The organism is Klebsiella sp. WP3-W18-ESBL-02, assembly GCF_014168815.1.
In the GTDB taxonomy this organism is placed as follows: Bacteria; Pseudomonadota; Gammaproteobacteria; order Enterobacterales; family Enterobacteriaceae; genus Kluyvera; species Kluyvera ascorbata_B.
The window spans coordinates 4,695,397-4,719,148 of record NZ_AP021972.1 but is presented as its reverse complement, the minus strand read 5'-3'; the positions used below and the strand labels follow the sequence as shown (position 1 = coordinate 4,719,148).

General features: G+C 58.2%; 24 protein-coding genes. 1 reads left to right on the top strand and 23 read right to left on the bottom strand.

The genetic code is table 11. From position 1 onward, the window contains the following. Positions 1 to 11: 11 nt before the first annotated feature. The 6 genes from fdhF to H7R56_RS22655 form a co-directional block, all read right to left on the bottom strand. On the bottom strand, positions 12 to 2,159 hold the full coding sequence (gene fdhF, locus H7R56_RS22680) for a formate dehydrogenase subunit alpha (RefSeq protein WP_106928504.1): 2,148 nt from the start codon (positions 2,157 to 2,159) through the stop codon (positions 12 to 14). Between the two features lie 289 nt (positions 2,160 to 2,448). Further along, on the bottom strand, positions 2,449 to 3,903 hold the full coding sequence (locus H7R56_RS22675; RefSeq protein ID WP_106928651.1) for an MdtP family multidrug efflux transporter outer membrane subunit: 1,455 nt from the start codon (positions 3,901 to 3,903) through the stop codon (positions 2,449 to 2,451). Positions 3,904 to 3,905: 2 nt separating this feature from the next. After that, positions 3,906 to 5,873 (bottom strand): multidrug efflux transporter permease subunit MdtO, encoded by a 1,968-nt coding sequence (gene mdtO / locus H7R56_RS22670; protein ID WP_182928429.1) that lies wholly within the window; start codon positions 5,871 to 5,873, stop codon positions 3,906 to 3,908. Continuing rightward, a complete protein-coding gene (gene mdtN / locus H7R56_RS22665; RefSeq protein WP_106928500.1) occupies positions 5,873 to 6,904 on the bottom strand; it encodes a multidrug transporter subunit MdtN in 1,032 nt (343 codons plus the stop codon). Before mdtN ends, mdtO begins: the two co-directional genes overlap by 1 nt. Positions 6,905 to 6,923: 19 nt before the next feature. Further along, entirely contained in the window at positions 6,924 to 7,199 is a 276-nt protein-coding gene (locus H7R56_RS22660) for a YtcA family lipoprotein (RefSeq protein ID WP_106928649.1), read from the bottom strand. Positions 7,200 to 7,416: 217 nt separating this feature from the next. Continuing rightward, positions 7,417 to 9,399, bottom strand: coding sequence for an alkyl/aryl-sulfatase (locus H7R56_RS22655; RefSeq protein ID WP_106928498.1), 1,983 nt, complete (start codon positions 9,397 to 9,399; stop codon positions 7,417 to 7,419). Positions 9,400 to 9,679: 280 nt separating this feature from the next. Here H7R56_RS22655 and yjdP point away from each other — a divergent pair, with 280 nt between their 5' ends. After that, positions 9,680 to 10,006 carry a DDRRRQL repeat protein YjdP gene (gene yjdP, locus H7R56_RS22650; RefSeq protein WP_106928496.1) on the top strand — a complete coding sequence of 109 codons (327 nt, stop codon included), beginning with the start codon at positions 9,680 to 9,682 and terminating at the stop codon, positions 10,004 to 10,006. On the opposite strand, the gene phnP is transcribed toward yjdP, so the two are convergent. From phnP to kdgT, 17 genes are all read right to left on the bottom strand, one after another. Then, positions 10,003 to 10,761: a phosphonate metabolism protein PhnP gene (phnP, locus tag H7R56_RS22645; RefSeq protein ID WP_106928494.1), complete on the bottom strand. Its 759-nt coding sequence runs from the start codon at positions 10,759 to 10,761 to the stop codon at positions 10,003 to 10,005. The two genes, yjdP and phnP, sit on opposite strands and share 4 nt — an antisense overlap. Before the next feature lie 9 nt (positions 10,762 to 10,770). Continuing rightward, a complete protein-coding gene (phnO, locus tag H7R56_RS22640; RefSeq protein ID WP_106928492.1) occupies positions 10,771 to 11,205 on the bottom strand; it encodes an aminoalkylphosphonate N-acetyltransferase in 435 nt (144 codons plus the stop codon). Further along, the gene (phnN, locus tag H7R56_RS22635) at positions 11,192 to 11,749 is read right to left on the bottom strand and encodes a ribose 1,5-bisphosphokinase (protein ID WP_106928490.1); all 558 of its coding nucleotides are present in this window, start codon (positions 11,747 to 11,749) and stop codon (positions 11,192 to 11,194) included. Before phnN ends, phnO begins: the two co-directional genes overlap by 14 nt. Beyond that, a complete protein-coding gene (phnM, locus tag H7R56_RS22630; RefSeq protein ID WP_106928488.1) occupies positions 11,749 to 12,885 on the bottom strand; it encodes an alpha-D-ribose 1-methylphosphonate 5-triphosphate diphosphatase in 1,137 nt (378 codons plus the stop codon). The genes phnN and phnM overlap by 1 nt, the downstream gene beginning before the upstream one ends. Then, entirely contained in the window at positions 12,882 to 13,568 is a 687-nt protein-coding gene (gene phnL / locus H7R56_RS22625) for a phosphonate C-P lyase system protein PhnL (protein ID WP_106928486.1), read from the bottom strand. The genes phnM and phnL overlap by 4 nt, the downstream gene beginning before the upstream one ends. Positions 13,569 to 13,693: 125 nt before the next feature. Then, the gene (phnK, locus tag H7R56_RS22620) at positions 13,694 to 14,452 is read right to left on the bottom strand and encodes a phosphonate C-P lyase system protein PhnK (RefSeq protein ID WP_182928428.1); all 759 of its coding nucleotides are present in this window, start codon (positions 14,450 to 14,452) and stop codon (positions 13,694 to 13,696) included. Beyond that, on the bottom strand, positions 14,449 to 15,294 hold the full coding sequence (phnJ, locus tag H7R56_RS22615) for an alpha-D-ribose 1-methylphosphonate 5-phosphate C-P-lyase PhnJ (RefSeq protein WP_106928482.1): 846 nt from the start codon (positions 15,292 to 15,294) through the stop codon (positions 14,449 to 14,451). Before phnJ ends, phnK begins: the two co-directional genes overlap by 4 nt. Further along, positions 15,287 to 16,351, bottom strand: a complete 1,065-nt coding sequence (locus tag H7R56_RS22610) for a carbon-phosphorus lyase complex subunit (protein ID WP_106928480.1) — start codon at positions 16,349 to 16,351, stop codon at positions 15,287 to 15,289. Before H7R56_RS22610 ends, phnJ begins: the two co-directional genes overlap by 8 nt. 1 nt (position 16,352) lies before the next feature. Then, positions 16,353 to 16,937 (bottom strand): phosphonate C-P lyase system protein PhnH, encoded by a 585-nt coding sequence (gene phnH, locus H7R56_RS22605; protein ID WP_106928478.1) that lies wholly within the window; start codon positions 16,935 to 16,937, stop codon positions 16,353 to 16,355. Beyond that, a complete protein-coding gene (phnG, locus tag H7R56_RS22600; RefSeq protein ID WP_106928476.1) occupies positions 16,934 to 17,386 on the bottom strand; it encodes a phosphonate C-P lyase system protein PhnG in 453 nt (150 codons plus the stop codon). The genes phnH and phnG overlap by 4 nt, the downstream gene beginning before the upstream one ends. Further along, complete coding sequence (gene phnF / locus H7R56_RS22595; RefSeq protein ID WP_106928474.1) at positions 17,387 to 18,112, bottom strand: phosphonate metabolism transcriptional regulator PhnF; 726 nt, start codon at positions 18,110 to 18,112, stop codon at positions 17,387 to 17,389. It lies immediately after the preceding gene. A 20-nt stretch (positions 18,113 to 18,132) separates the two neighbouring features. Continuing rightward, positions 18,133 to 18,915: a phosphonate ABC transporter, permease protein PhnE gene (gene phnE, locus H7R56_RS22590; protein ID WP_106928472.1), complete on the bottom strand. Its 783-nt coding sequence runs from the start codon at positions 18,913 to 18,915 to the stop codon at positions 18,133 to 18,135. A 99-nt stretch (positions 18,916 to 19,014) separates the two neighbouring features. Then, positions 19,015 to 20,031: a phosphonate ABC transporter substrate-binding protein gene (gene phnD, locus H7R56_RS22585; RefSeq protein ID WP_106928470.1), complete on the bottom strand. Its 1,017-nt coding sequence runs from the start codon at positions 20,029 to 20,031 to the stop codon at positions 19,015 to 19,017. 23 nt (positions 20,032 to 20,054) lie between these two features. Continuing rightward, positions 20,055 to 20,843 carry a phosphonate ABC transporter ATP-binding protein gene (gene phnC, locus H7R56_RS22580; protein ID WP_106928468.1) on the bottom strand — a complete coding sequence of 263 codons (789 nt, stop codon included), beginning with the start codon at positions 20,841 to 20,843 and terminating at the stop codon, positions 20,055 to 20,057. 131 nt (positions 20,844 to 20,974) lie between these two features. Then, positions 20,975 to 21,421, bottom strand: a complete 447-nt coding sequence (gene yjdN, locus H7R56_RS22575; protein WP_106928466.1) for a VOC family metalloprotein YjdN — start codon at positions 21,419 to 21,421, stop codon at positions 20,975 to 20,977. 184 nt (positions 21,422 to 21,605) lie between these two features. Continuing rightward, on the bottom strand, positions 21,606 to 21,941 hold the full coding sequence (locus tag H7R56_RS22570; protein WP_106928464.1) for a zinc ribbon domain-containing protein YjdM: 336 nt from the start codon (positions 21,939 to 21,941) through the stop codon (positions 21,606 to 21,608). A 253-nt stretch (positions 21,942 to 22,194) separates the two neighbouring features. Then, positions 22,195 to 23,193, bottom strand: coding sequence for a 2-keto-3-deoxygluconate transporter (gene kdgT / locus H7R56_RS22565; protein ID WP_106928462.1), 999 nt, complete (start codon positions 23,191 to 23,193; stop codon positions 22,195 to 22,197). Between the last annotated feature and the right edge of the window lie 559 nt (positions 23,194 to 23,752).

Here is a 23,752-nt window from a genome sequence, read left to right as displayed (position 1 = left end):
AACGAGTCCGCTTAGCCCATTGCGCTTTCGCGCAGGCGAGCCTTCAGCTTATTATACTCATCAATAACATACTGCTCTGCGGCACGCTGGTCGGCAATCGGCTCAACGTTGACGGCGCAGTATTTATACTCAGGCGTTTTGGTAATCGGGCTCAGGTTCTCGGTTACCAGTTCATTACAGGCCCCAATCCACCACTGGTAGGTCATGTAAATCGCGCCTTTGTTCGGACGGTCGCTAACTGCCGCACGGGTGATGATTTTGCCTTTGCGGGAGTTCACCCACACCAGCGCTTCATCCTCAATGCCTAAACGCGCCGCATCGGCGGTGTTGATCTGGGCATAGCCCGGTTCATCCGCCAGCGCCGCCAGCGCCGCACAGTTGCCGGTCATCGAACGGCAGGAGTAGTGGCCGACTTCACGCACCGTCGACAGTACCATCGGATACTCTTCGGTGAGCTTGTCGATAGGCGCTACCCAGTCGCAGGTGAAGAACTGCGCCAGGCCGTTCGGGGTGTCGAACTTCTCTTTGAAGAGGTAGGTCGTCCCCTGGTCGGCATCCGAAGTATCGCGGCAAGGCCACTGGATAAAGCCCAGTTCGCCCATCTTCTCGTAGGTGGCACCGTAGAAATCCGGGCACAGATGGCGCAACTCGTCCCAGATTTCCTGGGTGTTGTTGTAATGCATCGGGTAGCCCATACGGGTGGCGATTTCACTGATAATCTGCCAGTCCGTTTTCAGATCCCACTTCGGCTCCACGGCTTTAAAGAAGCGCTGGAAGCCACGGTCCGCCGCGGTGAAGACGCCTTCATGCTCACCCCAGGACGTTGACGGTAAAATCACATCCGCCGCCGCCGCGGTTTTGGTCATAAAGATATCCTGGACGATAACCAGTTCCAGATCTTCGAACCCTTTACGTACCGCAGAGAGTTCGGCATCGGTCTGTAACGGGTCCTCACCCATAATGTACGCCGCGCGAACTTCGCCATGCGCCGCGCGGTGCGGCAGTTCGCTGATGCGATAGCCGGTGTGCGCAGGCAGGCTTTCCACGCCCCAGGCCTTGGCGAACTTCTCGCGGTTGGCCGGATCTTTCACGTACTGATAGCCCGGATAGGTATCCGGCAGCGCGCCCATATCGCACGCGCCCTGAACGTTGTTCTGGCCGCGGACAGGGTTAACGCCGACGCTTGGCTTACCGAGGTTGCCGGTCAGCATGGCGAGGCTGGTCAGGGAACGCACGGTTTCTACGCCCTGATAGAACTGGGTGACGCCCATACCCCACAGAATCGCCGCGCTTTTGGCGCTGGCATACATCCGCGCCGCCTGACGAATTTCCTGCGCGCTGACGCCGGTAATGTCTTCGACGGACTCTGGCGTGTAGCCTTCGACAATCTTACGGTACTCTTCAAAACCTTCGGTACGGTTAGCGACAAACGCCTGGTCGTACAGATTTTCTTCAATTATGACGTGCCCCATCGCGTTAAGCAGCGCGATATTTGAGCCGTTTCTTAAAGCAATGTGCATGTCGGCAATGCGCGCGGTTTCAATTTTACGCGGATCGCAAACGATGATTTTCGCCCCGTTACGTTTGGCGTTAATGACGTGATTCGCCACGATAGGGTGAGAATCCGCCGGGTTGTAGCCGAAAATAAAGACTAAGTCAGTGCCATCAATTTCATTGATGCCGTTACTCATTGCGCCGTTACCGACCGATTGGTGCAGACCTGCAACCGAAGGGCCGTGTCAGACACGTGCGCAGCAGTCGACGTTATTGGTACCAATAACGGCGCGCGCGAATTTTTGCATGACGTAGTTTGTTTCGTTACCCGTTCCGCGTGAGGAACCGGTTGTCTGAATAGCATCCGGGCCGTATTTCGCTTTGATCGCGCTCAGGCGATCGGCAACGTAATTCAGCGCCTCGTCCCAGGAGACGGATTCCAGCTTGCCGCCACGCTGGCGACGAATCATGGGGGTTTTCAGACGTGGCGTCAGGATCTGGGTATCGTTAATAAAGTCCCAGCCGTAATAGCCTTTCAGACACAGGGTACCCTGGTTGGTTTTCCCCTGAGCCGCCTCTGCCCGGACGATTTTTCCGTTATCGACCACCAGGTTGATTTTGCAACCTGATGCGCAATACGGGCAAACCGTGACGACTTTTTTCATCGGTCTCGCTCCAGTTAATCAAATCGCGCATACGCGCTGTCGCCCTCAGTATGCATCTTTTATGCCACTTTTTTATTGTGGGCATTCCCTGATAATACGGGTGATTTCTGGGCAAAACCCTGACGAAAAACAGGCTGTCGTCATATTTGACGTGTCGAAGGGAAAAGCCGCGTGACGGTAATCACGCGGCGGGGACTGCCTGACGGGCCTGAGACCTGTAGGGCGGATAAGGCGAAGCCGCCACCCGGCAACCTGCGCCAGCTACCTGATGGCGCTAGGCTTATCAGGCCTACTCGCCGGGGGCGGCCTGATAGCCGCCGCCCAGCGATTTGATCAGCTGGATGCTCTGAATCACGCGTTGGGTATCGATTATCAGCAGTGACATCTGCTCGGCAAGCACCGGCAGACGCGCTTCGGTTGCCTGCAGGCGGCTGCCGAGACCGCGGCCAAAAGCGGCTTCGGCGGCGCTCTGGGTATAGCGGGTGGCATCTACCCGTTCGGCCTGCATCATCCGCTCGTCGTTGAGCGTTTGCAGACGGGTACCGTTAATGGCGACATCGCGCACCGCATTCAGTACCGACTGGTTGTAGCGTTCTATCATCATGTTGCTGGCGGCACGGGTGTTTTTCAGGTTGGCGTTGAGGCGACCGCCGTCAAACAGCGGCAGGCGCAGGCCGGGGATAAAGTTAATTTGTCGGCTGGTCCCCTTAAACAGATCGTTGATATGAATCGCATCAAGGCCGAAGAACATTTTGATATCGAAGCTGGGGTAGAATAGGGCCCGCGCGGCATCGACCCGATCGAGCGAGGCCTGCACGTACCAGCGCATGGCCTGAAGATCCGGCCGGCGAGCGAGCAGTTGGTAGGAGAGCGTTGCCGGGATCCCCGTCTGTACCTGTGGCAGCGCCGTTGGCTTGATGTCTAACCGCGTATCGGCCCCCGCGCCCACCAGCGCGCGTAGCGATTCGCGCGTCTCTTTGAGCTGGCCTTTGGCTGCGGCGATTTGCTTATCGACGGCCAGCATCTGCGCCCGTGCGCCGTGATACGGCACCTTCGCTTCCAGCCCCTGGGCCACTTTGCTCTGATGCGCTCGTACCGCGTAATCAATCACATCGCGGGTTTGCTCCAGCAGGTCGAGCATCTGATAGCTGGCCTGCATGCTGTAGTACAGCTGCGCGACGGCCACCGAAAGCGACAGTTCGACGGCGGCAGTTTCTGCGACGGCCGCGTTTTGCGCGCCGATGGCCGCTGCGACGGCCGAACGGTGCTCGCCCCACAGATCGAGATTCAGCCCGGCGACCAGGCCAACGGTGGCCTGCGTGTAGTATGGGCCATCCATACCAAGCTTCGGCGCATCCAGCGCATAGGGGCCAAGAAAGCCGTTGGCGGAGGCTCGCTGGCGGTTAATCATGCCTAGTGCCGCCATTTGCAGCTGCGAGCCGCCCTCCAGCAGTTCGGCCTGAGACTGCGCTTGTTCTTCACGCAGCCTAGCTTCAGTAAGGGTGTGGGAACCGGAGAGCGTTTTGTCTATCAGCGCCGCCAGCTGTGGGTCGTTAAACTGCCGCCACCACTGCGCCTGCGGCCAGCCGCTACTGGCCAGGTGGATGTCATCGGCCAGTTTGATTTGCTCCGGCGCCAGCTGCTGATGCGGCGAGGCATCTTCGCGGATCAGCGCGCAGCCTGAGAGCACCGTCGTGCTCGCAAGCAGACTGCAAAGGAGTAAAGGAGAAAGAGAACGGATCATGGTCATGGGGTTCCTTGCGCCTGTTTTCCGGCCGGAAGGGCCGCCCGGTGAGTCCAGTCGGGTAAATGGGCTATCTGCTGCATCACGCCTTGGGCATGCGCGGCGAGTGAAGGGGGATATTCAAAAGGGGCTACCGACGCCGTGATGCCATTTTCCAGACTTGCGGCGTAGTGCTCCAGGGCTTCGGCGAGCCGAGGCTCGGGAGCGGAAGCGCCCTCCCAGCGGTAGAGGATCTCGCGACCGCAGGCGATAACGGCGCGGCTGTTGGCCAGCAGCGCGCTTCGCGCGTCGGCGTCAAGCTGATGCTCCAGCGCGACGCGTTCGGCCATTTCTTCACAGGCATTAAAGGCTGCATGGCAGCCGATGCGCAGCTGTAAATAGCTGCGCTGGGTCGCGGGTTCCTGCTGCGGAAGACGCAGCATTTTGCCAAGCATACCCAGTGCGGCGGCCAGCTTTTTCGGCAGAGCCTGGGCTTCGCTTTCCGGCCAGACAAAGGTATACACGACGGCGGAAACGGCGGTGCCAATCAGAATACCGACGGCGCGATCGCGTATTTCGGTCAGATCGTAAGCCGGGCCAAAGACGTTTTCGACCGTCGCCAGCGCAAAGGTGACGATCATCTGGGTGCCGATATAGGACGATCGTTCCGATCCGGTAGCGATCCATGCGCCGAACAGGAAAATGGGGGCCAGCAGACACAGCAGCTCGGCGATGTTATCCAGCCACGGCATGATGAAAATGGTGACCAATAGCGCCAGTACAGCGCCGCAGACTGCGCCGCCGAAGCGTAGCGCCATTTTCTGATACGACGATCCGATGCTGGGGTTGGCGACAATCACGCAGGTCAGCATGCAGGTGTGGATCCCTTCCCAGTCGACGCCGGAGTAAAAGACATAGCAAATCATGCAGGCCAGCAGCGTTTTCAGCGCATAGCAGATGTAGTGAGGATTCGTGAAGGCATCTGCGGCCATGGATGGTGGCTTCACGGCGGGCGTGGGCGGCGTGTCAGGATCCATCTGCCCCAGCAGACGTAGCTGTTCGCACAGGTTCTCAAGGCCGTATTGCCGGGCGATGGCGTGCTCATCGTCGCTGAGCGTCCAGCGGCTCTGCCAGCACTGACCGGCGGCAATGGCCTGACGTAGCGACAGCATTTCATCTCTTAGCCTGTCGGTGAGCGCACGCGGTGCGGTGCCCGAGTAGCGGTTGAGCGTGGTATACAGGAAGGTCACGGTGGAGACGCAGCACTGCCACCAGGCGCTGCGCGCCTTCCAGTCGGCATCATCGGCCATACAGAAGACATTCAGCTTCTGTAGCGCCAGCGCTTCCCGCTCGACGTATTTTTCCGCCAGCGGCGCGGCGGGCGTTGCCAGATGGCCAAGCGCGTCATCGAGCCTGGCACACAGCGCTTCCTGCATCTGCTTTCCGGCGCGCAGAGGAAACCAGAGCACGCCAAGCAGTACCATCAGCAGCGTTGGATACAGGCCAACCACAATGCACCAGAGGGTGAGGCGTACAACAATTTCCGGGTAATCGAGCATGCCGGGAAACGTCTGACCATAGACCGCGATGATTGCCACGGCGAAGAACAGCAGCCCCAGGCGATGGGTGCGCATCATAAACATGCAGCCGATCAGGATAGCGCTGGCGATAATCATGCGTGCCAGCGGATAGCCGTACGACCATTTGTAGATAAGAAACAGGCTGCCGATTTCCAGTACCGTCGCCATGATGAACAGCACGGCGACGAATTTAGTGTAAAACGCGTTCGACTGTACGCCGTAAAACAGCACCGCCAGCGAGATGGCCATAAAAGGGATCTCGAAGGTCATGGAGATCAGCACCACCAGCAGACAGCCCGCCCATAGCTGCATGGTGTGGGTGAATCGCCCGGGCCGCTTCTCGCTCAGCTCCTCACGGAAAAATGCCAGCAGCCTGACCAACGGTAGCGGCAGGTAGGAGAGTATGTTCATTATGGCGACTCAAGCGTGGCAACCGCCGAGGCTCCGATGCGGAACGTCTCTGCGTCTGGCTTGTCGACCATAATCTTCACCGGGAAACGCTGGGCCACGCGTACCCAGTTGATGGAGCGCGCAACGCGCGGCAGTCCGCCCATCACTATACCGCCATCGTCGGGCAGCACGCCGTAGCCGATGGAGTCTACTTTACCGCTGAAGGCTTTACCGCTGTCACTCATCAGATGTACGGTGGCGGGGGTGCCTGGGCGGATATTTTTCAGCTCGGTTTCTCGGAAGTTGGCGATCACATACCAGTGGCGGGTATCAATCAGCGTGAAGACCGGCTTCATGGCCGAGGCGAACTGGCCGATGGCGGTTTTCAGCGAGACCACGCGGCCGTCGAACGGTGCGCGAACCGTCGCCATCTCAAGGTGCAGCTTAGTCAGCGCAATATCGGCCTGCACCGCGACGCGCTGGGCGACCAGCGCATCAACACCGCTCACCGCGCTAGCGGCCTGCTGCGCTTGCAACAGCACGGCGTTAAGATCGGCTTCGCTGGCGCGCTGGGCGGTTCTGGCGCGGTCGACGTCTTCGGCGGAAACAAATCCCTGGGCCAGCAGCGGTTCGGTGCGCTTCAGCGTATCGCTGGCCTGTTTGGCCGCCGCGCGCGCTTTGGCTACGGTGGCTTCAACGGAGCCGGCCGCAAATTTCTGGGCATCAACGCTGCGCTGGGTCAGCATAATTTGTTTATCCAGCGCGGCCAGCGAGGCTTCTGCTTTGGCGAGGCTGGCTTCATAAGGCCGGGGGTCTATCCGAAACAGCAGGTCTCCCTGCTTAACCTGCTGGTTATCTGCTACCGCCAGTTCAACGATACGGCCACTGACTTCGGGCACCACGTCAATGGTGTCTGCGGATGCATAGGCATCGTTAGTGGAAGGCGACGTTTCCATGCGCCAGATAACGAATACCATCACGACGAGGGCGAGCAGGGCCAGCGCCAGCGCGTGGGCTTTACGACGAGGAACGTTTTTCTGCGTGCTTTCCATTAGCGCATCTCAATATAAATTAGAAAAAGACCAGCCAGAACAGCATGGAGTAGAGGGCAAAGAGGGCGGTATAAACCACGCCGGCCAACGGCAGGGCGTGACGCTTACGTAAAAGAATTCGCCGGGAGAGCAGCGTGAGAATAACGCCGACAATCATGCACAGAAGCCAGCCGGGGTAATAGGCGCCAATAAACGGAATGGCGGGGGGCAATGAACACCCGGCGAGCATCACGAGCGGCGTGAAACAGGCCCCTTTTATTAGCGAACGGATGGCCCTGGATTTAACGATTTGCATAATAAAATACATCCTGTGTATTTCGAACAATATCCGGAGTGAATATGAAATAACGTAAAGCGACAGTATGGCTATTTTCGCAGGGTGAGAAAAAGGATTTTATTTTGCCACCGCATCTATAACTTATTTATAATTTTAATTATAAAAAAAGATCTATTTAAATTGTGAATTTAACCGTGGTCAGCGGTAATCATACCGCTGACCCGGTTATTTGCTATTAATTTGGCGTGACGATATTGACCCACAGCTCAAATTTATCAAGGCAGGCAAAAATGGCGTTAAGCTGCTCGGCATTGCCGATGGCTTTGACTTTTTTCGCCTGGATCAGGTCAGCCATTTTGGCCTGGCCCGTGAGCACCGCATGCAGATCGTCCCGGCTGATATAAAACGAGGCGTCGGCCTTCGGTTGCAGGGTATGGCGGTAGTTGAGCACGCTGTTGTTCAGCGTCAGATTCAGATTCTCGTTGTTGCCCAGATTGAAGTTCAGGCTAATGTCTTTGCCTGCCGCTTTATTGCTATCCAGACGCACCGCCATATAGTCAAATAACATTTCGACCGTCATGCCTTTGATGGTATCCGGCGAGTCGGTTGTACCGTGGCTAAACTTGCGTACGCCCTCGCGCAGCTCTTTTGCGCCGGTCAGGTAGAAGCCGCGCCAGGTGGCAGACTCTGCCTGGTAACCCAGCTGTTCAAAGGTATTGGCCTGCAGGTTTTTGGCAATCTGGTCGCCAGGGTCGGCGGCAATAACCTGCTTGAGCAGTTCTGCTGCCCAGCGGTAGTCGCCCTGTTGATAGGCGTCGCGGGCAAGATTAATGGCATGAGCAGAGCCGCCCAGCGCCTGCACGTAGCGTTTGCCCATCTCGACCTGGCCGTAGGGGTGAAGGTTTGCCGGGTTGCCATCGTAGTAGCCGAGATAGTAGTTATACACCGCCCTGGCGTTGTGGCTGACTGAACCGTAGTAGCCGCGGCTGGCCCAGTTATTGGCCAGCGGCGTCGGCAGTTTCACCTTGTCGCCGATCTCATTGAGCGTGTAGCCCTGATTGGCCAGGTGCAGCGTTTGGTCGTGAATATACTTAATGGTATCGCGATATTTACCAATATAGTCATTGATTTGCTGGTTTCCCCACACCGGCCAGGTGTGCGGCATAAACAGGACTTCAGCCTGGCCGCCCCATTTATCCAACGTTTCATTCAGATAGGATGCCCATTTGCCGGTATCGCGCGTTTTCGCGCCGCGCAGGGTATAGAAATTATGCAGCGTGTGGGTCGCGTTCTCCGCCGTGCACAGCGCTTTGAGCGCCGGGATATAGAAGTGCATTTCCGCTGGCGCTTCGCTGCCCGGCGTCATCAGGAATTCGAATTCCAGACCGTCGATCGTTCTTTTCTCGCCGGTTTTGTTAATCGACACCGTGGGGGCAATGATGGTGGGGTAACCGCTCGCCAGCGTGACGCCCAGGCCGTTACCAATATTGCCTTGTTCGTTGCGTGGCAGCAGCAGGCCATACGAGTACAGCGCGCGGCGGCTCATGATATTGCCGGCCATCACGTTTTCACTGATGGCTTCAGCCATCAGACCGGCTGGGGCGATAATTTGTACTTTGCCCGCTTTGACATCGGCTTCGGAGACGATTCCCTTAATGCCGCCGTAGTGGTCCGTGTGGCTGTGGGTATAGATAACGGCGACGATCGGCTTTTGTGGGCGGTGCTGGAAATAGAGATCGAGGCTGGCTTTGGCCGTTGCGGGAGTGACCAGCGGGTCGATGACGATAATGCCGGTATCGCCCTCGATAAACGTGATATTAGCGATATCCTGACCGCGTACCTGATACATGCGATCGGTCACTTTGAACAGGCCGGAAATTCCGTTGAGCTGCGCCTGACGCCAGAGGCTCGGGTTGACGGTTTCCGGCGCAGTGGCGTTGAGATCGAATTTGTAATCTTCCGCGCGATAGTACGTTTTGCCATCTGGCGTTTTTAATTCACCGTGATTGAGCAGCGGCGCAATAAATCCGCGCTGCGCATCGTCAAAATCCTGACGGTCGCTGAACGGCAATGCGCTAACATACTGCTGATTAACCTGCTGCGTGAACGATGTTGCCGGCTGGGGCGATTCAACCGCATAGGCACCGTGGCTGCATATGCTGGCCAGAGTAATGGCAAGACAGGTTCGGCTGAAAGAAAATAATCTTTTGCTGCCCATATAAATCTCCATTTTATTATTAATCCAATGAATTAATTTATGCTTAGATATGGCGATCTATACTAAAGCGATTTGTTTTTTTTGCGTAAAGGCGGATGTGAGGGCGATCGTTTTTTTAATAAGGTATTTGTGCGAAATAATATAAATAATAGCTTTTCTGTATTTTAATGATTGAATAATTCTTAAAGAATATTATTCCCCTTCGAATTGAGATTCCTCCGCTACACAGCTTCTACGCCGGAGCCTAGTCTGAGGGCAGTATCCCGACGAGACTGGTTCTATGAAACGTTATCTGACCGCAGCCCTTTTTTGCGCTCTGTCGCTGAGCGGCCCGTTGGCGCATGCCGACATCATCGACGATGCCATTGGCAATATTCAGCAAGCCATTAACGATGCCTATAACCCGGCGAGCGATCGTGAGGATAGCGACGATCGCGGCTGGGACGATCGTCGCTCGACCTCACAGAGCAGTCAGCAGTATCACGATCGTCGACGTCAGTTGGACGATCGGCGGCGTCAGCTTGACGATCGTCAACGGCAGCTCGATCGAGAACGCCAACAGCTTTCTGATGAAGAGCAACGTCTCGAGGACGATGATGACCGCTAGGCGAGGTTAATCATCATGCCGTCATAGCCGGGTTCAATACCCGGCGGCAGGCGATGCGTCATCATCCATTCATCAAACTGGTGGCTGATGTGGGTGAGAATGATACGCGGGCAGCGGAGGCGTTCGTTGAGCGCCAGTACCGTGGTTAAATCACTATGGTTGCGCGGCGGCGTTTCACAGGGCGCATGGCTACAGTCAATAACCATAACCTGCGGACGGTTGTTGCTTAAAAAAGTCAGCGTTTTTTCCGGTAGGCCTGCGGTGTCGGAGAGCCAGGCGATACGGCTGTGCGGCGTTTCCAGCAGGTAGCCAAAGGTCAGCCTGGAGTGTTCCAGCGGGACGGGCGTCACCTGCAACCCCTGTAAATCAAACACGACAAACGGTGCGACGGTATGGCTGAAATCCAGCAGCCCGGGATGTTTGAAGAGATCGTCGCAGCCCTGCTCGTCCGGTGGCCCGTAAACTGGCACCGTCTTGCCCACGCCCCAGCGCAGCGGGAAAAGCCCCTGGACGTGATCCATATGGTAGTGAGTCAGCAAAAACTGGTGGAACGATCCGGCGGGCCAGCGATCGCAAAGATCGTGTATACCCGCGTCGAGAAGGGTGATCGCGTCGTTAAAGCGAACCACGCCGCTACACGCGCGGCGCCGGTATTGTGGCACACGCCTGGCGCGGGCGCAGGCGGCACAATCACAGCCCCAGGCCGGGACGCCCTGCGCACCGCCGGTGCCGCTGAGAGTGAGGGTTAAACTCATTCCGCTTCCTCATAACGCTTTGGTGAATCGAACGTGGCTGGGGGCGTAGCCTTCGCGCTGATAAAAGCGGTGCGCATCAAGGCGACGAGTGCTGGTCGAGAGCTCGCAAATCTCCGCACCCGCATCGCGCGCGGTTTGCTCTGCCCAGGCCAGCAGGCGGCTGCCGACGCCGGAGCCGCGCGTCAGCGGCATGACGACCAGCTCCTGAATCTCACCCACCCAGTTGGCGTGATGCAGATGGAACTGCAAATGTAAGCTGACCATGCCGACGACGCTATCGTCGATCAGGGCCAGCTGGTAGTGCAAATGATGATTCTGAAGATTGGCGGCAAAACCGGTGTCAAAGGCATCGCGACAGTACTCGGCCTGCTTCAGTTCGCACATCAGCGCGTAGACGTCGTCAATATCGTCAAAGGTAGCATAGCGAAGCTCACAGACAGACATGATCCCTCTCCTTGCGCCCCATCAGGGTCAGTAAAATCTCTACTGACTGTAGCAAACTGCCGTCATTATTGAGCGTAGGGCAGTTGGGTGGCGCATAGCGGGCGGCGCGTTCCAGGCGAGCGGCAATCTCTGCGCCATTCTCCCGGCCACGCGCCTGCAGGCGCTGGCGTAGGATATCGGGTGACACCTGTAAACAGACCGGCAGCAGCGCATCGGCATAGCGGGCTTTTGCCTGCGCCAGGTGCGCGCGCGAGCCGTTGACGATGACGTCGAAGCCCGCGTGCAGCCAGAGGTCAATTTCTACGCCGACGCCGTAATACAGGCCGTTGGCGTGCCAACTCAGCGCCAGCAGGTTATGCCCCGCGCGGGTAAAAAACTCCGCTTCGCTAAGCGCAATATGGTTCTCGCAGCCCGCGTTGGCCGGACGGGTGATATAGCGGTGCGCGACCAGTAGCTGAGGATGCGCCTGCTGACGAAGGACTTCCAGCAGGCTGTCTTTACCGGAACCCGATGGGCCCATTAACCAGATCAGTTTACCTTTCATCAGAACACCCTTTTTCCCTGACGCCAGACGTGGTCGATATGAATGTGTTCGCCTTTGCGGTGCGCCAGCACCAGGTCGGCGCGTTTGCCTTCGCCAATGATGCCGCGATCGTGTAGATTCAGCGCGCGGGCCGGATTCTGACTCACCAGCGCGATAGCCTGCGGGAGCGTAAACCTGTTCTGCTCGTCATCGGCGACGCGGAAGGCGGCGTCCAGCAGGCTTGCCGGGTAGTAATCGGAGGAGAGGATATCCAGCAGGCCCAACTGCGCCAGTTCGTGGGCCGCTACGTTGCCGGAGTGCGAACCGCCGCGCACAATATTCGGCGCGCCCATCAGGACGTTCATGCCGTGGCGACGCGAGGCCTCGGCGGCTTCAAACGTGGTCGGGAATTCGGCGATCACGCTACCGAGCTGATGCGATTCCACGACGTGTGCGTGGGTCGCGTCATCGTGGCTGGCCAGCGCAATCCGGCGCTCCCGGCACAGCCCGGCAATGGCGCTGCGGTTGGGCTGCGACCAGCGGGCGGCGAGCGCCAGCTGTTCTTCCTCGTACTGGCGCATCTGTTCATTTGTAAGTGAGTACTTACCTTGGTAGTATTCCCGGTACTTTTCCCGGTTAGCAAACTGGCGTTGACCGGGCGAGTGGTCCATCAGGGATACCAGCGATACTGGCTCGCGGCCAACCAGTTTTTCAAACAGCGGCAGCGTGGTGTGATGCGGCAGTTCACAGCGCAGGTGCAGGCGATGCTCGGCACGGTTGAGGCCGCGCTTTTGTGTCTCTTCAACGGCGTTAATCATCTTTTCCAGGTTTTCCAGACGATCGCCGCCATCGCGTACGTCGCCGATCGCCACGGCGTCCAGTACGGTGGTGATTCCGCTGGCGACCATCAGCGCGTCGTGGCTGCTCATCGCCGAGTGTGCGGGCCAGTCAACCTTCGGGCGTGGGGTGAAGAATTTATCCAGATTATCGGTATGCAGCTCAATTAACCCCGGCAGCAGCCAGCCGCCCTCGCCGTCCAGAGCTTCCGGCAGGCGGCTCTGGCTTTCAGCAAAGGCGCGGATTTTACCCTCATGCACTTCCAGGGAACCGTGAACCACGTCGTTTTCCAGCACCAGCTTTACGTTATTGATAATCATGCAGGCGTACCCATTGGATGGAGGCGGTCAGCGACCTGGTTGCGGACGGCTTCGTCGTGGAAAATGCCCACAATGGCTGCGCCGCGGGCTTTGGCTTCATTGATCAGGCTAACCACCGCTGCGCTGTTTTTCGCGTCCAGCGAGGCAGTGGGTTCGTCGAGCAGCAGAATCGGGTAGTCGACGATAAAGCCGCGTGCGATGTTGACGCGCTGCTGCTCGCCGCCGGAAAAGGTCGACGGTGCGAGGTGCCACAGGCGCTCGGGGACGTTCAATCGCGTCAGCAGCCCGGCGGCTTTCGCGGCGCAGGTGTCGCGTGCTACGCCGGTATTGAGCAGCGGCTGCATGACCACTTCCAGCGTGGAGATTCGTGGGATCACGCGTAGAAACTGGCTGACCCAGCCGACGGTGTTTTTGCGAACTTCCACCACCTGACGTGCCGGGGCGCTGACCAGATCGACCCATTCGTCACCGTGTTTGATATGGATATGGCCTTCGTCCGGTAGGTAGTTGGCGTACAGCGAACGCAGTAAAGTGGATTTACCGCTGCCGGAGTGGCCGTGCAGCACCACGCACTCCCCGGTATTCACCGTGAGAGAGGCGTTACGCAGAACCGGCAACTGGACGCCGTTCTGTTGGTGCAAAACAAAGGTTTTACTGACGTTTTCGACGCGGATCGCGTTCATTTTTGCCTCTTTAACATTTGTACGGCCTGTTGCCTGATGGCGCTTTGCTTATCAGGCCTACAAGCGATGCGGACCCGTAGGCCGGATAAGGCGCAGCCGCCATCCGGCAATGCGCTGCTCGATAATTAATTCTGCAACACCGACGACACCAGCAGCTGGGTATAGGGATGATGTGGATCGTCGAGTACCCGGTCCGTTAACCCACTTTCCACCACCTGACCCTGCTTCATCACCAGCAGACGGTCGGCGAGCAGGCGCGCGACGCCCAGGTCGTGGGTGACAATCACCACCGCCAGGTTCAGCTCTACCACCAGACCGCGCAACAGGTCGAGCAGACGTGCCTGTACCGACACGTCCAGCCCGCCGGTCGGCTCGTCCATAAACACCAGCTTCGGGTGGGTAACCAGGTTACGGGCAATCTGCAGGCGCTGCTGCATACCGCCGGAGAAGGTGGTGGGCAGATCGTCAATGCGCGATGCCGGGATCTCTACCTCCTTCAGCCAGCGCTGGGCGATGGCGCGAATGTCGCCGTAGTGGCGCGCGCCGGTGGCCATCAGCCGTTCACCAATATTGCCCCCCGCCGACACCTGACGGCGCAGGCCATCCATTGGGTGCTGGTGCACCACGCCCCACTCGGTGCGAAGCAGGCGACGGCGTTCAGCCTCGCTCATCGCGTACAACGATCGGTCCTGATAGCGAATCTCCCCCGCCTGCGGCGTCAGGCGTGCGGAGATCGATTTCAGCAGCGTGGTTTTGCCGGAGCCCGATTCACCGACGATGCCCAGCACTTCTCCCGGCCACAGATCGAACGAGACGTTGCTGAAGCCTTTGCCCGGCGCATAGAGATGGGTCAGGCGATCAACGGAAAGTAACGGTTGCGTCATGCGGGTTTGGCCTCGCTCTGTTGGCGGCAGTAGTCGGTGTCGGAGCAGACAAACATGCGTTTGCCGCTGTCATCGAGCACCACTTCATCGAGATAACTGTGGGTGGAGCCGCAGATGGCGCACGGTTCGTCCCAGCGCTGCACGGTAAACGGATGGTCATCAAAATCGAGGCTTTCTACGCGGGTGAAGGGCGGTACGGCGTAGATTCGCTTCTCGCGCCCGGCGCCAAACAGCTGTAGGGCGGGCATCATGTCCATCTTCGGGTTATCGAATTTTGGAATGGGCGACGGGTCCATCACATAGCGGTCATTGACCTTCACCGGGTAAGCGTAGGTGGTAGCAATATGGCCAAAACGGGCGATGTCTTCATACAGCTTGACCTGCATCACGCCGTATTCTTCCAGCGCGTGCATGGTGCGGGTTTCGGTCTCGCGCGGTTCAATAAAGCGCAGCGGCTCCGGGATCGGCACCTGGAAGATCAGGATCTGATCTTCAGCCAGCGGCGTCTCTGGGATCCGGTGACGCGTCTGGATCAGCGTTGCCTCTTCCGTACGCTCGGTGGTGTTGACGCCGGTTACGCGTTGAAAGAAATGACGGATGGAGACGGCGTTAGTGGTGTCATCCGCGCCCTGGTCGATCACCTTTAGCACGTCCGTCTCGCCAATGACGCTGGCGGTCAGCTGAATACCGCCGGTGCCCCAGCCGTAGGGCATCGGCATTTCCCGGCCGCCGAACGGCACCTGATAGCCGGGAATCGCCACCGCTTTCAGAATCGCGCGACGGATCATTCGTTTCGTTTGCTCATCAAGATAAGCGAAGTTATAGCCGCTGAGATTAGCCATTTTTCTGCTCCCGTTGCAGGCGTTTCAACAGTTCCAGCTCGGCCTGGAAATCGACGTAGTGGGGGAGTTTGAGATGCGAAACGAAGCCGGCGGCTTCGACGTTATCGGCATGGGCGAGAACGAACTCTTCATCCTGCGCCGGGCCAACCGCCTCTTCGCCGTACGCCGAGGCCTGGAGGGCGCGGTCGACCAGCGCCATCGCCATCGCCTTGCGCTCGCTCATGCCGAACGTCAGACCGTAGCCACGGGTGAAGTGCGGCGGTTCGTCAGCGGGGTCAACGAAGCCGTTCACCATTTCGCACTCTGTTACCAGCAGTTCACCGACGTTAACGGCAAAACCCAGCTCTTCGGGGATGATCGAAACGTCGACATAGCCGCTGCGGATTTCGGCGGCGAAGGGGTGGTTGCGCCCGTAGCCGCGCTGGGTCGAGTAGGCCAGACCGAGCAGGTAACCTTCGTCGCCGCGCATCAACTGCTGTAAGCGGGACGATCGCGAGCAGGGGTATACCGGCGGCGTGCGGGTAACGTCGTCCGGCGCTGCGCCGTTATCCTCTTCCGTTTTCGCCAGCCCCTGTTTCGCCAGCAGGCTAAAGACGTGAGGCGCGGGCGTCTGTCCGGCGTCGGTAGTGCTCAAGGGCGGAGCCTCGCCGTTGGCTAACAGCGTGAAATCCAGCAGACGGTGGGTGTAATCGTAGGTTGGGCCGAGAAGCTGACCGCCGGGCACGTCTTTATAGACGGCGGAAATGCGGCGCTCCAGACGCATGTCGGCGGTTTGTAGCGGCTCGCTGACCGCCAGCTTCGCCAGCGTGGTGCGGTAGGCGCGCAGCAAGAAAATGGCTTCCACGTTATCGCCGCTGGCCTGCTTCAGCGCCAGCGCCGCCAGTTCGCGGTCGGCGATGCCGCCTTCGGTCATCACCCGATCCACGGCCAGATTGAGCTGCTGTTCAATCTGGGCGACCGAGAGTTCCGGCAGTGCACGATCGCCGCGGCGTCGGTTTTCCTGAAGCTGATGGGCGGCGGCTATCGCCTTTTCGCCCCCTTTGACGGCAACGTACATATCAGCAAACCTCAACGTGAGTGGTGCGCGGAATAGCCAGCAGGCGCTCGCCGCAGGTGAGGATCAAATCCACGCCAAGCGGGAACGGATGCGGGCGTTCGGTCAGCTCGTGCAAAATGCAGTTTGGCAGTTGGGGAGCAATCATTCGCTCCTCGGCAATGCCCGCGCCGGTCAGACGCAGCATGCGGCCGCCGCTCAGGCTGGATACCTGAACAATCAGCGTGGCGCTGGTTTCTGGCGCGACGGCGCTGCCTTCGCACAGGGCGTTAAGCTGCTCGCTGCTGATGGTGTGGTTTGAGACGGCGAACGTCGCCTGCTGTGGCTGTTCAACCAGCGGAGCGTTGGTATGAAAACGCAGGCTCTGGCTGACAATATCGTTATGCAACGCGTCAGAGAGCCACACCGGCGTATCGTTATCGGCCAACGTCAGCAGCAGGCTGGTGGTGGCGACGTTGAGCGGCTGCCAGCCGTGTTTGAGCTGATGCAACGAGACAATGGTGCCGGGTTCGCTCATGGCTTTAAGCAGGCGGCGGAAGCTGTGCTGGGCGTCCTGCACGGGAAGGGTAAAAGCGGTTTCCAGGGTCATGCGTTATCTCCGCGAACCAGGGTGAAGAAGTCGACCCGGCTGGCGTTGATTTCAGCCTGACGGGCGGCAATGCGCGCCGCGCGGTCTGCGTCCAGCGGGGTAATCAGGGTTTCAAGTAAGGTTTGGTAGTGGGCTGGCTGCTGCATCAGGGCGTCAATCACCGCGCAGCGCTCGGTGTGTGCCTTGTCGCGTCCCAGCGTCCAGGCGTAGCCGACGGTGCCGTTGCGCAGTCGAACGGCGGCGCGGGTCAGCGTGGCGTCGCCGGTAAAAAAGCGTTCGCCGGTGCCGCCCATGCGGGCCTGAAGCTGCACCAGGCCGGTTTCTGCCGCACGGATCGTGTCGTAATCCGCGGTGACATTCAGGGCGACCATTTTTGCCGCAAGCTGCGCGGGGTCGCTGTGGGACAGCACCGACATCCAGTGCTGGCGGCGAGCGGTTTCGTCGTGCATTCAGTGCTCCATAGTAAATTCGATCATGTCGGCGCGGGTCAGGCTGACGGAGTACTCCATCGCCTGCGTATCGCCTTCACGATGGTTCAGGGTGCGCACGCACAGCAGCGGCGCCATGTTGGGGATCTCCAGGCGCTGGCTCTCTTTGGCCTGCGCCCGACGCGCGCTGATGCGGGTCTGACTACGCTTCAGCGCAATACCGGTCTGCTCGCGCAGAAAGTCGTGCAGCGAGCCGTTGCTGAAGGTTTGTAACGTCGACCACAGGCTGAGATCGGCAAAGTAGTGGTCTATCAGGCACAGCGCCACGCCGTTGACTCGCCGCAGGGTGCGCAGGTGAATCACGTTGTCGCCCTCGCTAACGCCCAGCGCCTCGGCAATGTGTCCGGAGGCCGGGCGCAGCACCGACAGCAGCTTTTCGCTGGTGGGGTGGCTGCCCTGGTCGAGCAGGTTCTGGCTAAAGCGCGCCTGGGCGTTGAGCGGGTAGTCGAACGGGCGCATCAATACCAGGACGCCCACGCCCTGACGGCGCTGGACCCAGCCTTTCTCCACCAACTGGTCGATGGCGCGACGCAGCGTATGGCGGTTGACTTCAAAGCGTGCCGCCAGCTGGTGCTCGGCGGGAAGATAGTCACCGCAGCGGTAGTTCTGGCGCAGCTCCTGTTCCAGGCGAGCGGCAATCTCTTGATAACGCGTCGGATAACTGGTCGGATGTGTAGACAAGTGCATAGCCAACAAGACCTCGCTAATCAGATGAAGTGCTTACGCAAACGCTGAGAAAGGAAATCCAGCAGGCTGACGGTGAGGATTATGAGCACCATCAGCGCACAGGTTTGCTGGAACTGGAAACCGCGAATCGCTTCCCACAGCGTCACGCCGATGCCGCCTGCGCCCACCATTCCCACCACCGTGGCGGAGCGGACGTTGGACTCGAAGCGATACAGCGAGTAGGAAATTAACAGCGGCATGACCTGCGGCAGCACGCCGTAGAGGATCTCTTCGATTTTGTTAGCCCCGGTGGCGCGAATGCCTTCGACAGGGCCGGGTTCAATCGCTTCGACCGCTTCGGACAGCAGCTTGGAGAGCACGCCGGTGGTGTGAATAAACAGCGCCAGTACCCCGGCAAACGGGCCTAAGCCGACGGCAACCACGAACAGCATCGCGAAGACCATTTCGTTGATGGCGCGGCAGGCGTCCATCAGGCGACGCATCGGTTGGTAAACCCACCACGGCACCAGGTTTTCGGCGCTCATCAGGCCGCAGGGAATGGAGAGTACGACGGCCAGCGCGGTGCCCCAGACGGCGATTTGCAGGGTGACGGCCATCTCTTTGAGGTAGTCCTGCCACAGGCTAAAGTCCGGCGGGAAGAAGTCGGCGGCGAAGGTTGCCATGTTGCCCGCGTCTTTGAACAGCGTGACCGGGTTCATTTCCGCCCCTTTCCAGGAGACGACAAGTACCGCCAGCAGAATGGCCCAGCTGATCAGCGAGAACCAACTGCGCTTGGGCGGGGGAACGGTGATGGTGTGTTGCATGGTTGGTCTCCGTGCGAGTGTTATTGCCGGATGGCGGCGCAAGCGCCTTATCCGGCCTACCATCTGGTTCCCTCTCCCAGAGGGAGAGGGGGAAAAGCATTACTGCACCGCTTTGGTGACTGACGTCATCGCGCCAATCGCCGCCGTGGTACGGTCAAGGTCGCTCAGACGCGCCTGAATCTCGGCGGTCTTACTGGCCTTCTCGTCGGCGTTCAGCGTGCCGTTGCCCTTCACGGCCTGCATCTCTTTAAACAACGTCAGCTGGCGAATCGGCAGCAGTTGCAGGTCGCTGGAAGCGCGGAACGGTGCCCAGCCCAGACGTTCCAGCACCGCCTTCTCTTCCGGCGTTTTGCCGTAGTTCATAAAGAAGCTGTACACCTTGTCCTTGGTGGACTCAGACAGGTTTTTACGCCACACGATTGGGTCGCTTGGGATCAGCGGTGACTTCCAGATAACCTTCAGCGCTTTCAGCTTGTCCGGCGCGGAGACCTTCAGCTTGTCGAGGTTTTCGGTGTTGTTGGTGGCGACATCCACCTGCTTGTTGGCAACGGCCAGGGCGTTGGTTTCATGGCTGGCGTTGACCGTGCGCTTGAAGTCGCTGGCGGAAGCGTTGTTTTTGGCGAAGACGTAGTAGCCTGGGACCAGGAAGCCGGAGGTGGAGTTCGGGTCACCGTTGCCGAAGGTCAGCTCTTTACGCTTGGCGAGCAGGTCGTTGAGGTTGTTGATTGGGCTGTCTTTGTTGACGATCAGCACGCTCCAGTAGCCAGGGGAGCCGTCGGCGGCCACGGTCTGAGCGAATACCTGACCGTTAGCGCGGTCCACCGCTTCCATGGCGGAGAGGTTGCCGTACCAAGCGATATCGACCTTGTTAAAGCGCATCCCCTGGATAATCCCCGCGTAGTCCGGTGCGAAGAAGGCGTTAACCTTTACGCCCAGCGACTTTTCCATGTCCTTCAGGAACGGTTCCCATTGCGGTTTTAAGTTCTGCTGTGATTCCGTCGAAATAATGCCGAAGTTCAGCGCTTTCTCCTGTTCCTCCGCGTGTACTGGCGTTAACAGGGTGCTGAGGCTAAACATGCTGGTAAAAGCCAGCGCGGCAACGGCTTTATAACTCATTTCCATTCCTCATGGTGGGGACGTTAAGCAGCCTGCGCGTTCTCTTCGACGCGATTAATGCTGCGGTAGAGATGGTCAAATCGTTCGTTATCAAACTGCTGGCTGCTGCCGTCGTAGAACACGTGTCCCTGACGCAGCGCGACGATGCGTTCGCAGTAGCGCAGCGCATAGTCGACCTGATGCAGCGTCACCACTACGGTGATGCCGTCGGTCTGGTTAATGTCGCGCAGCGTGTCCATCACGATGCGTGCGGATTCCGGGTCCAGCGAGGCGATAGGTTCGTCGGCGAGGATCACTTTCGCCTGCTGCATCAGCGCACGGGCAATCGCCACGCGCTGCTGCTGGCCGCCCGAAAGCGTCGACACGCGCTGGTGCGCCATGTGCGCCATGCCCACGCGCGTTAACGCTTGTAACGCGCGCTGCTTCTGTTCGCGGGTGAACCAGCTAAAGCAGGTGCGCCAGAACGGCGTGCTGCCGAGCGCGCCAATCAGCACGTTCTCCATCACGCTCAGGCGGTTTACGAGGTTGAACTGCTGGAAGATGTAGCCGGTGTGAGCGCGGCTCTGGCGGATGTCGCGCGCCAGGCGACCCGCCCGCTGGATGGTTTTCCCCAGCAGCTCAATGCGACATTCCGGCGTTTTATCGCCCACGATCAGGCCGCTCAGATGACGTAAAAGGGTGGATTTGCCGGAGCCGGACGGGCCAAGCAGAGCCACCATCTCACCGGCGTGCACGTTCAGGTCAACGGCGTGCAGTACCTGATGCTGGTTGAACGTTTTGTTGAGTTTTTCAACGCGAATAATCGTTTGCATGTTGGGACCCCTCAAAAAAGGTGGCCCTATCGTGGCGAACTCGTGTGACATTTGGGTTAACGGGAGATGATCTGGCGATGAAGAATTAGCGAGAATTTCGTGACAAAACGGGAGGCGTGGCCTCCCGGGGATCAGAGGGTGGGTTCCTGCTGTTTGACGACGTTGATCATCCACGGCACGCCGTATCTGTCGATGACGCGGCCGAAACCGTGCGCCCAGAAGGTCTCTTGCCACGGAATCTCAACCTTGCCGTTGGCGGCAAGGTTGTCGAACCAGTGCTTACCCTCTTTGACGTCCTGGGTGTCGAGCACCAGCGTAAAGCCGGAATAGGCGTGGTCATCCGGCGCGGCGGTGTCGCTCATCATGATGTCGCTGCCCGCAATGTGGACGCTGGCGTGAGCGATGGCGCTGTCGGGGAACTGCTGGCCGGAGGGGCAGCCCCCCTCGTCATCCATCGCGGACGGCGGCATTTCACCGAAGGTGATTTTGGCGCGCAGCTCCGCACCCAGCGCCTGCTGATAGTAGGCAATGGCATCGGCGCAGTTGCCGGAAAAGGCGAGATAGGGACTTAACGGCATGATCGTTACCTCAGGTAAGAAGTGCTCATTAAGTGTAGTGCGTGTCGGTTCAGGGGGCGAAGCGGGGCGGGGAGCATATTGCCGGATGGCGATGCTACGCATCTTATCCGGCCTACCACGAGCCGTGCATTTTGTCGGCCGGATAAGCGAAGCGCCATCCGGCAATACTCTGCAACAAACTCAATCAGTTCTTTTTCACAAACTCGGATTTCAGCTTCATTGGGCCGAAACCGTCGATTTTGCAATCGATGTTGTGGTCGCCTTCAACAAGACGGATGTTCTTCACTTTGGTGCCGATTTTCAGCATCGAAGAGCTGCCTTTGACCTTCAGGTCTTTGACGACGGTCACGCTGTCGCCATCGGCCAGCAGGTTGCCGTTAGCGTCTTTAACGATCAGCTCGTCAGCGTCGTGCGCCGGCTCAGCGTCGTTCCACTCATGCGCACACTCCGGGCAGATGAACATGCCGTTGTCTTCGTAGGTGTATTCGGAGTTGCATTGTGGGCAGTGGGGTAATGACATGGATATATCCTCAAATGTGCAGTGCGAAAGGCAAAGGCCTGTAAAACGGCAAATCGCCGAAAATAGCCCTGATTATACAATAAAACCCTGAATTTGTCGGTGGTATCGAGGAATGGGTTGACGAATGGTCAGAAAACGAAGGGGGATTTTCCCCCTCTCCCCCTTGGACTGTACAGGACAGAGGGCCGGGGTGAGGGGGGAGTGCACCGATTTCCCCTCACCCTAACCCTCTCCCAGGGGGAGAGGGGACGGATTAGTGATGGGCGGACTCTGGTACGGTTTTGGCTTTATTTTCAGCCGACTGCGGTGCGCCATAACGTTTGGCGTAGAGCGCGGTAATAATCGGCACCAGAATCGCGGTAACGATGACGCTTGCGGCAACCAGCGCGGTAGCGGAGGCGGCCACCGGAGCGAACGAAGGGTTAATCTGCGCGATGATAACCGGGTTGGCGACGGCGGCACCGGCGGCGGAAGAGGCCGCGACGCCTGCAGTACCATTACCACCACCGATAACACGGTCGGCAATAATCAGCGGAATACCGGTGATGACGATAACCGCAACGCCCAGAACAATGCCCAGCAGACCGGTGTCGAGAATCACGTTCAGGTTGATGGTGTTACCCAGCGCGAAGCCGAAGAACGGAATCAGTACCGGCGTCGCTTTGCTGAAGAAGGTACGCAGATCGTGGTCCAGGTTACCCAGCGTGAAGCCGATCAGGAACGGCAGAACGGCGCCGATAAAGTGATGCGGTTCGAAGGAGGCCAGACCTGCGGAGCCGAGGATAACCATGGTCATCAGCGGGCCGGATTCCAGCGACATCAGAACAAACGCACCGGACTCTTCTTTCGTGCCGTACTGATTCATCAGGCTGGCATACAGGCCGCCGTTGGTCATATCCATCGCGGAAACGATCGCCAGTACGGAGAGACCCGCGAAGAAGCCGGTCTGAATGCCGGTATCTGGAATAAACATCGCCGCAATCATAGCAACGACCCACGCGACGGCGATTTTGGTCAGAACCAGGGTGCCGGATTTGCGTAATACCGTGCCGGTCGCGCGCAGGTCAATGGATGCCCCAATACAGAAGAACCAGACGGCCAGAATAGGTACCGTTCCGCCAATCATGCCTTTGGTGAAGGAGCCAAAATATTCGCCGGTGTTTGGCGCAAAGGTATTCAATACGGCGCCTAACAATAGCGGGATAAGCATCATCCCGCCGGGGATTCGTTCCATTGTTGCTTTAATTTTCATGAGGCATCCTCGCTTCGTACCCTTTTTTCAAGGCAGAAGAGGTTAAGTATAATATTATCAATTAGTTATGTTGCTATCATCGTGCGTTTATCATCCCTGAAATCGCGGCGGAAAGGCGGCGTTTTCTGGCATGTATAACGTTGTTTCGGAAGCTATAATGCATTTTGTGGAATGCCTATTCAATGAAAATAAAACGGTGTTTTAGTTAAATGGATCACATATTCCATAAGTAAAATATGAGTGATGGTTAATTTAATATTTGCTGTGAAATTGTTGTGAAATACTTGGAAGGAAAATGAGTGGAAAAACCGTCAAAAGACGAGGTCTGATACAGCGGAAGGCTGCTCAAATGTCAGTGAAATATTACCCCTATCGATGTGAGTGCTATTCTTTTGTTAAGTTGATCACATTATTAATCGCTGTTAGGGTAAATAGGATTACCCCTCAGCCGGTCATTTTAGAGGGGCCGATTTTTAACTGACTCGCCATCAGGCTCAACAGGTTTGATTGTCCGCAACGGCCAGACTCACGCAGACATGCAAACCTGCTACGCTTGGAT

Excerpts from the sequence above, each read along its gene's own strand:
- H7R56_RS22675 (WP_106928651.1), bottom strand. The coding sequence starts at position 3,903 with ATGATCCGTTCTCTTTCTCCTTTACTCCTTTGCAGTCTGCTTGCGAGC.
- mdtO (WP_182928429.1), bottom strand. The coding sequence starts at position 5,873 with ATGAACATACTCTCCTACCTGCCGCTACCGTTGGTCAGGCTGCTGGCA.
- mdtN (WP_106928500.1), bottom strand. The coding sequence starts at position 6,904 with ATGGAAAGCACGCAGAAAAACGTTCCTCGTCGTAAAGCCCACGCGCTG.
- H7R56_RS22660 (WP_106928649.1), bottom strand. The coding sequence starts at position 7,199 with ATGCAAATCGTTAAATCCAGGGCCATCCGTTCGCTAATAAAAGGGGCC.
- H7R56_RS22655 (WP_106928498.1), bottom strand. The coding sequence starts at position 9,399 with ATGGGCAGCAAAAGATTATTTTCTTTCAGCCGAACCTGTCTTGCCATT.
- yjdP (WP_106928496.1), top strand. The coding sequence starts at position 9,680 with ATGAAACGTTATCTGACCGCAGCCCTTTTTTGCGCTCTGTCGCTGAGC.
- phnP (WP_106928494.1), bottom strand. The coding sequence starts at position 10,761 with ATGAGTTTAACCCTCACTCTCAGCGGCACCGGCGGTGCGCAGGGCGTC.
- phnO (WP_106928492.1), bottom strand. The coding sequence starts at position 11,205 with ATGTCTGTCTGTGAGCTTCGCTATGCTACCTTTGACGATATTGACGAC.
- phnN (WP_106928490.1), bottom strand. The coding sequence starts at position 11,749 with ATGAAAGGTAAACTGATCTGGTTAATGGGCCCATCGGGTTCCGGTAAA.
- phnM (WP_106928488.1), bottom strand. The coding sequence starts at position 12,885 with ATGATTATCAATAACGTAAAGCTGGTGCTGGAAAACGACGTGGTTCAC.
- phnL (WP_106928486.1), bottom strand. The coding sequence starts at position 13,568 with ATGAACGCGATCCGCGTCGAAAACGTCAGTAAAACCTTTGTTTTGCAC.
- phnK (WP_182928428.1), bottom strand. The coding sequence starts at position 14,452 with ATGACGCAACCGTTACTTTCCGTTGATCGCCTGACCCATCTCTATGCG.
- phnJ (WP_106928482.1), bottom strand. The coding sequence starts at position 15,294 with ATGGCTAATCTCAGCGGCTATAACTTCGCTTATCTTGATGAGCAAACG.
- H7R56_RS22610 (WP_106928480.1), bottom strand. The coding sequence starts at position 16,351 with ATGTACGTTGCCGTCAAAGGGGGCGAAAAGGCGATAGCCGCCGCCCAT.
- phnH (WP_106928478.1), bottom strand. The coding sequence starts at position 16,937 with ATGACCCTGGAAACCGCTTTTACCCTTCCCGTGCAGGACGCCCAGCAC.
- phnG (WP_106928476.1), bottom strand. The coding sequence starts at position 17,386 with ATGCACGACGAAACCGCTCGCCGCCAGCACTGGATGTCGGTGCTGTCC.
- phnF (WP_106928474.1), bottom strand. The coding sequence starts at position 18,112 with ATGCACTTGTCTACACATCCGACCAGTTATCCGACGCGTTATCAAGAG.
- phnE (WP_106928472.1), bottom strand. The coding sequence starts at position 18,915 with ATGCAACACACCATCACCGTTCCCCCGCCCAAGCGCAGTTGGTTCTCG.
- phnD (WP_106928470.1), bottom strand. The coding sequence starts at position 20,031 with ATGAGTTATAAAGCCGTTGCCGCGCTGGCTTTTACCAGCATGTTTAGC.
- phnC (WP_106928468.1), bottom strand. The coding sequence starts at position 20,843 with ATGCAAACGATTATTCGCGTTGAAAAACTCAACAAAACGTTCAACCAG.
- yjdN (WP_106928466.1), bottom strand. The coding sequence starts at position 21,421 with ATGCCGTTAAGTCCCTATCTCGCCTTTTCCGGCAACTGCGCCGATGCC.
- H7R56_RS22570 (WP_106928464.1), bottom strand. The coding sequence starts at position 21,941 with ATGTCATTACCCCACTGCCCACAATGCAACTCCGAATACACCTACGAA.
- kdgT (WP_106928462.1), bottom strand. The coding sequence starts at position 23,193 with ATGAAAATTAAAGCAACAATGGAACGAATCCCCGGCGGGATGATGCTT.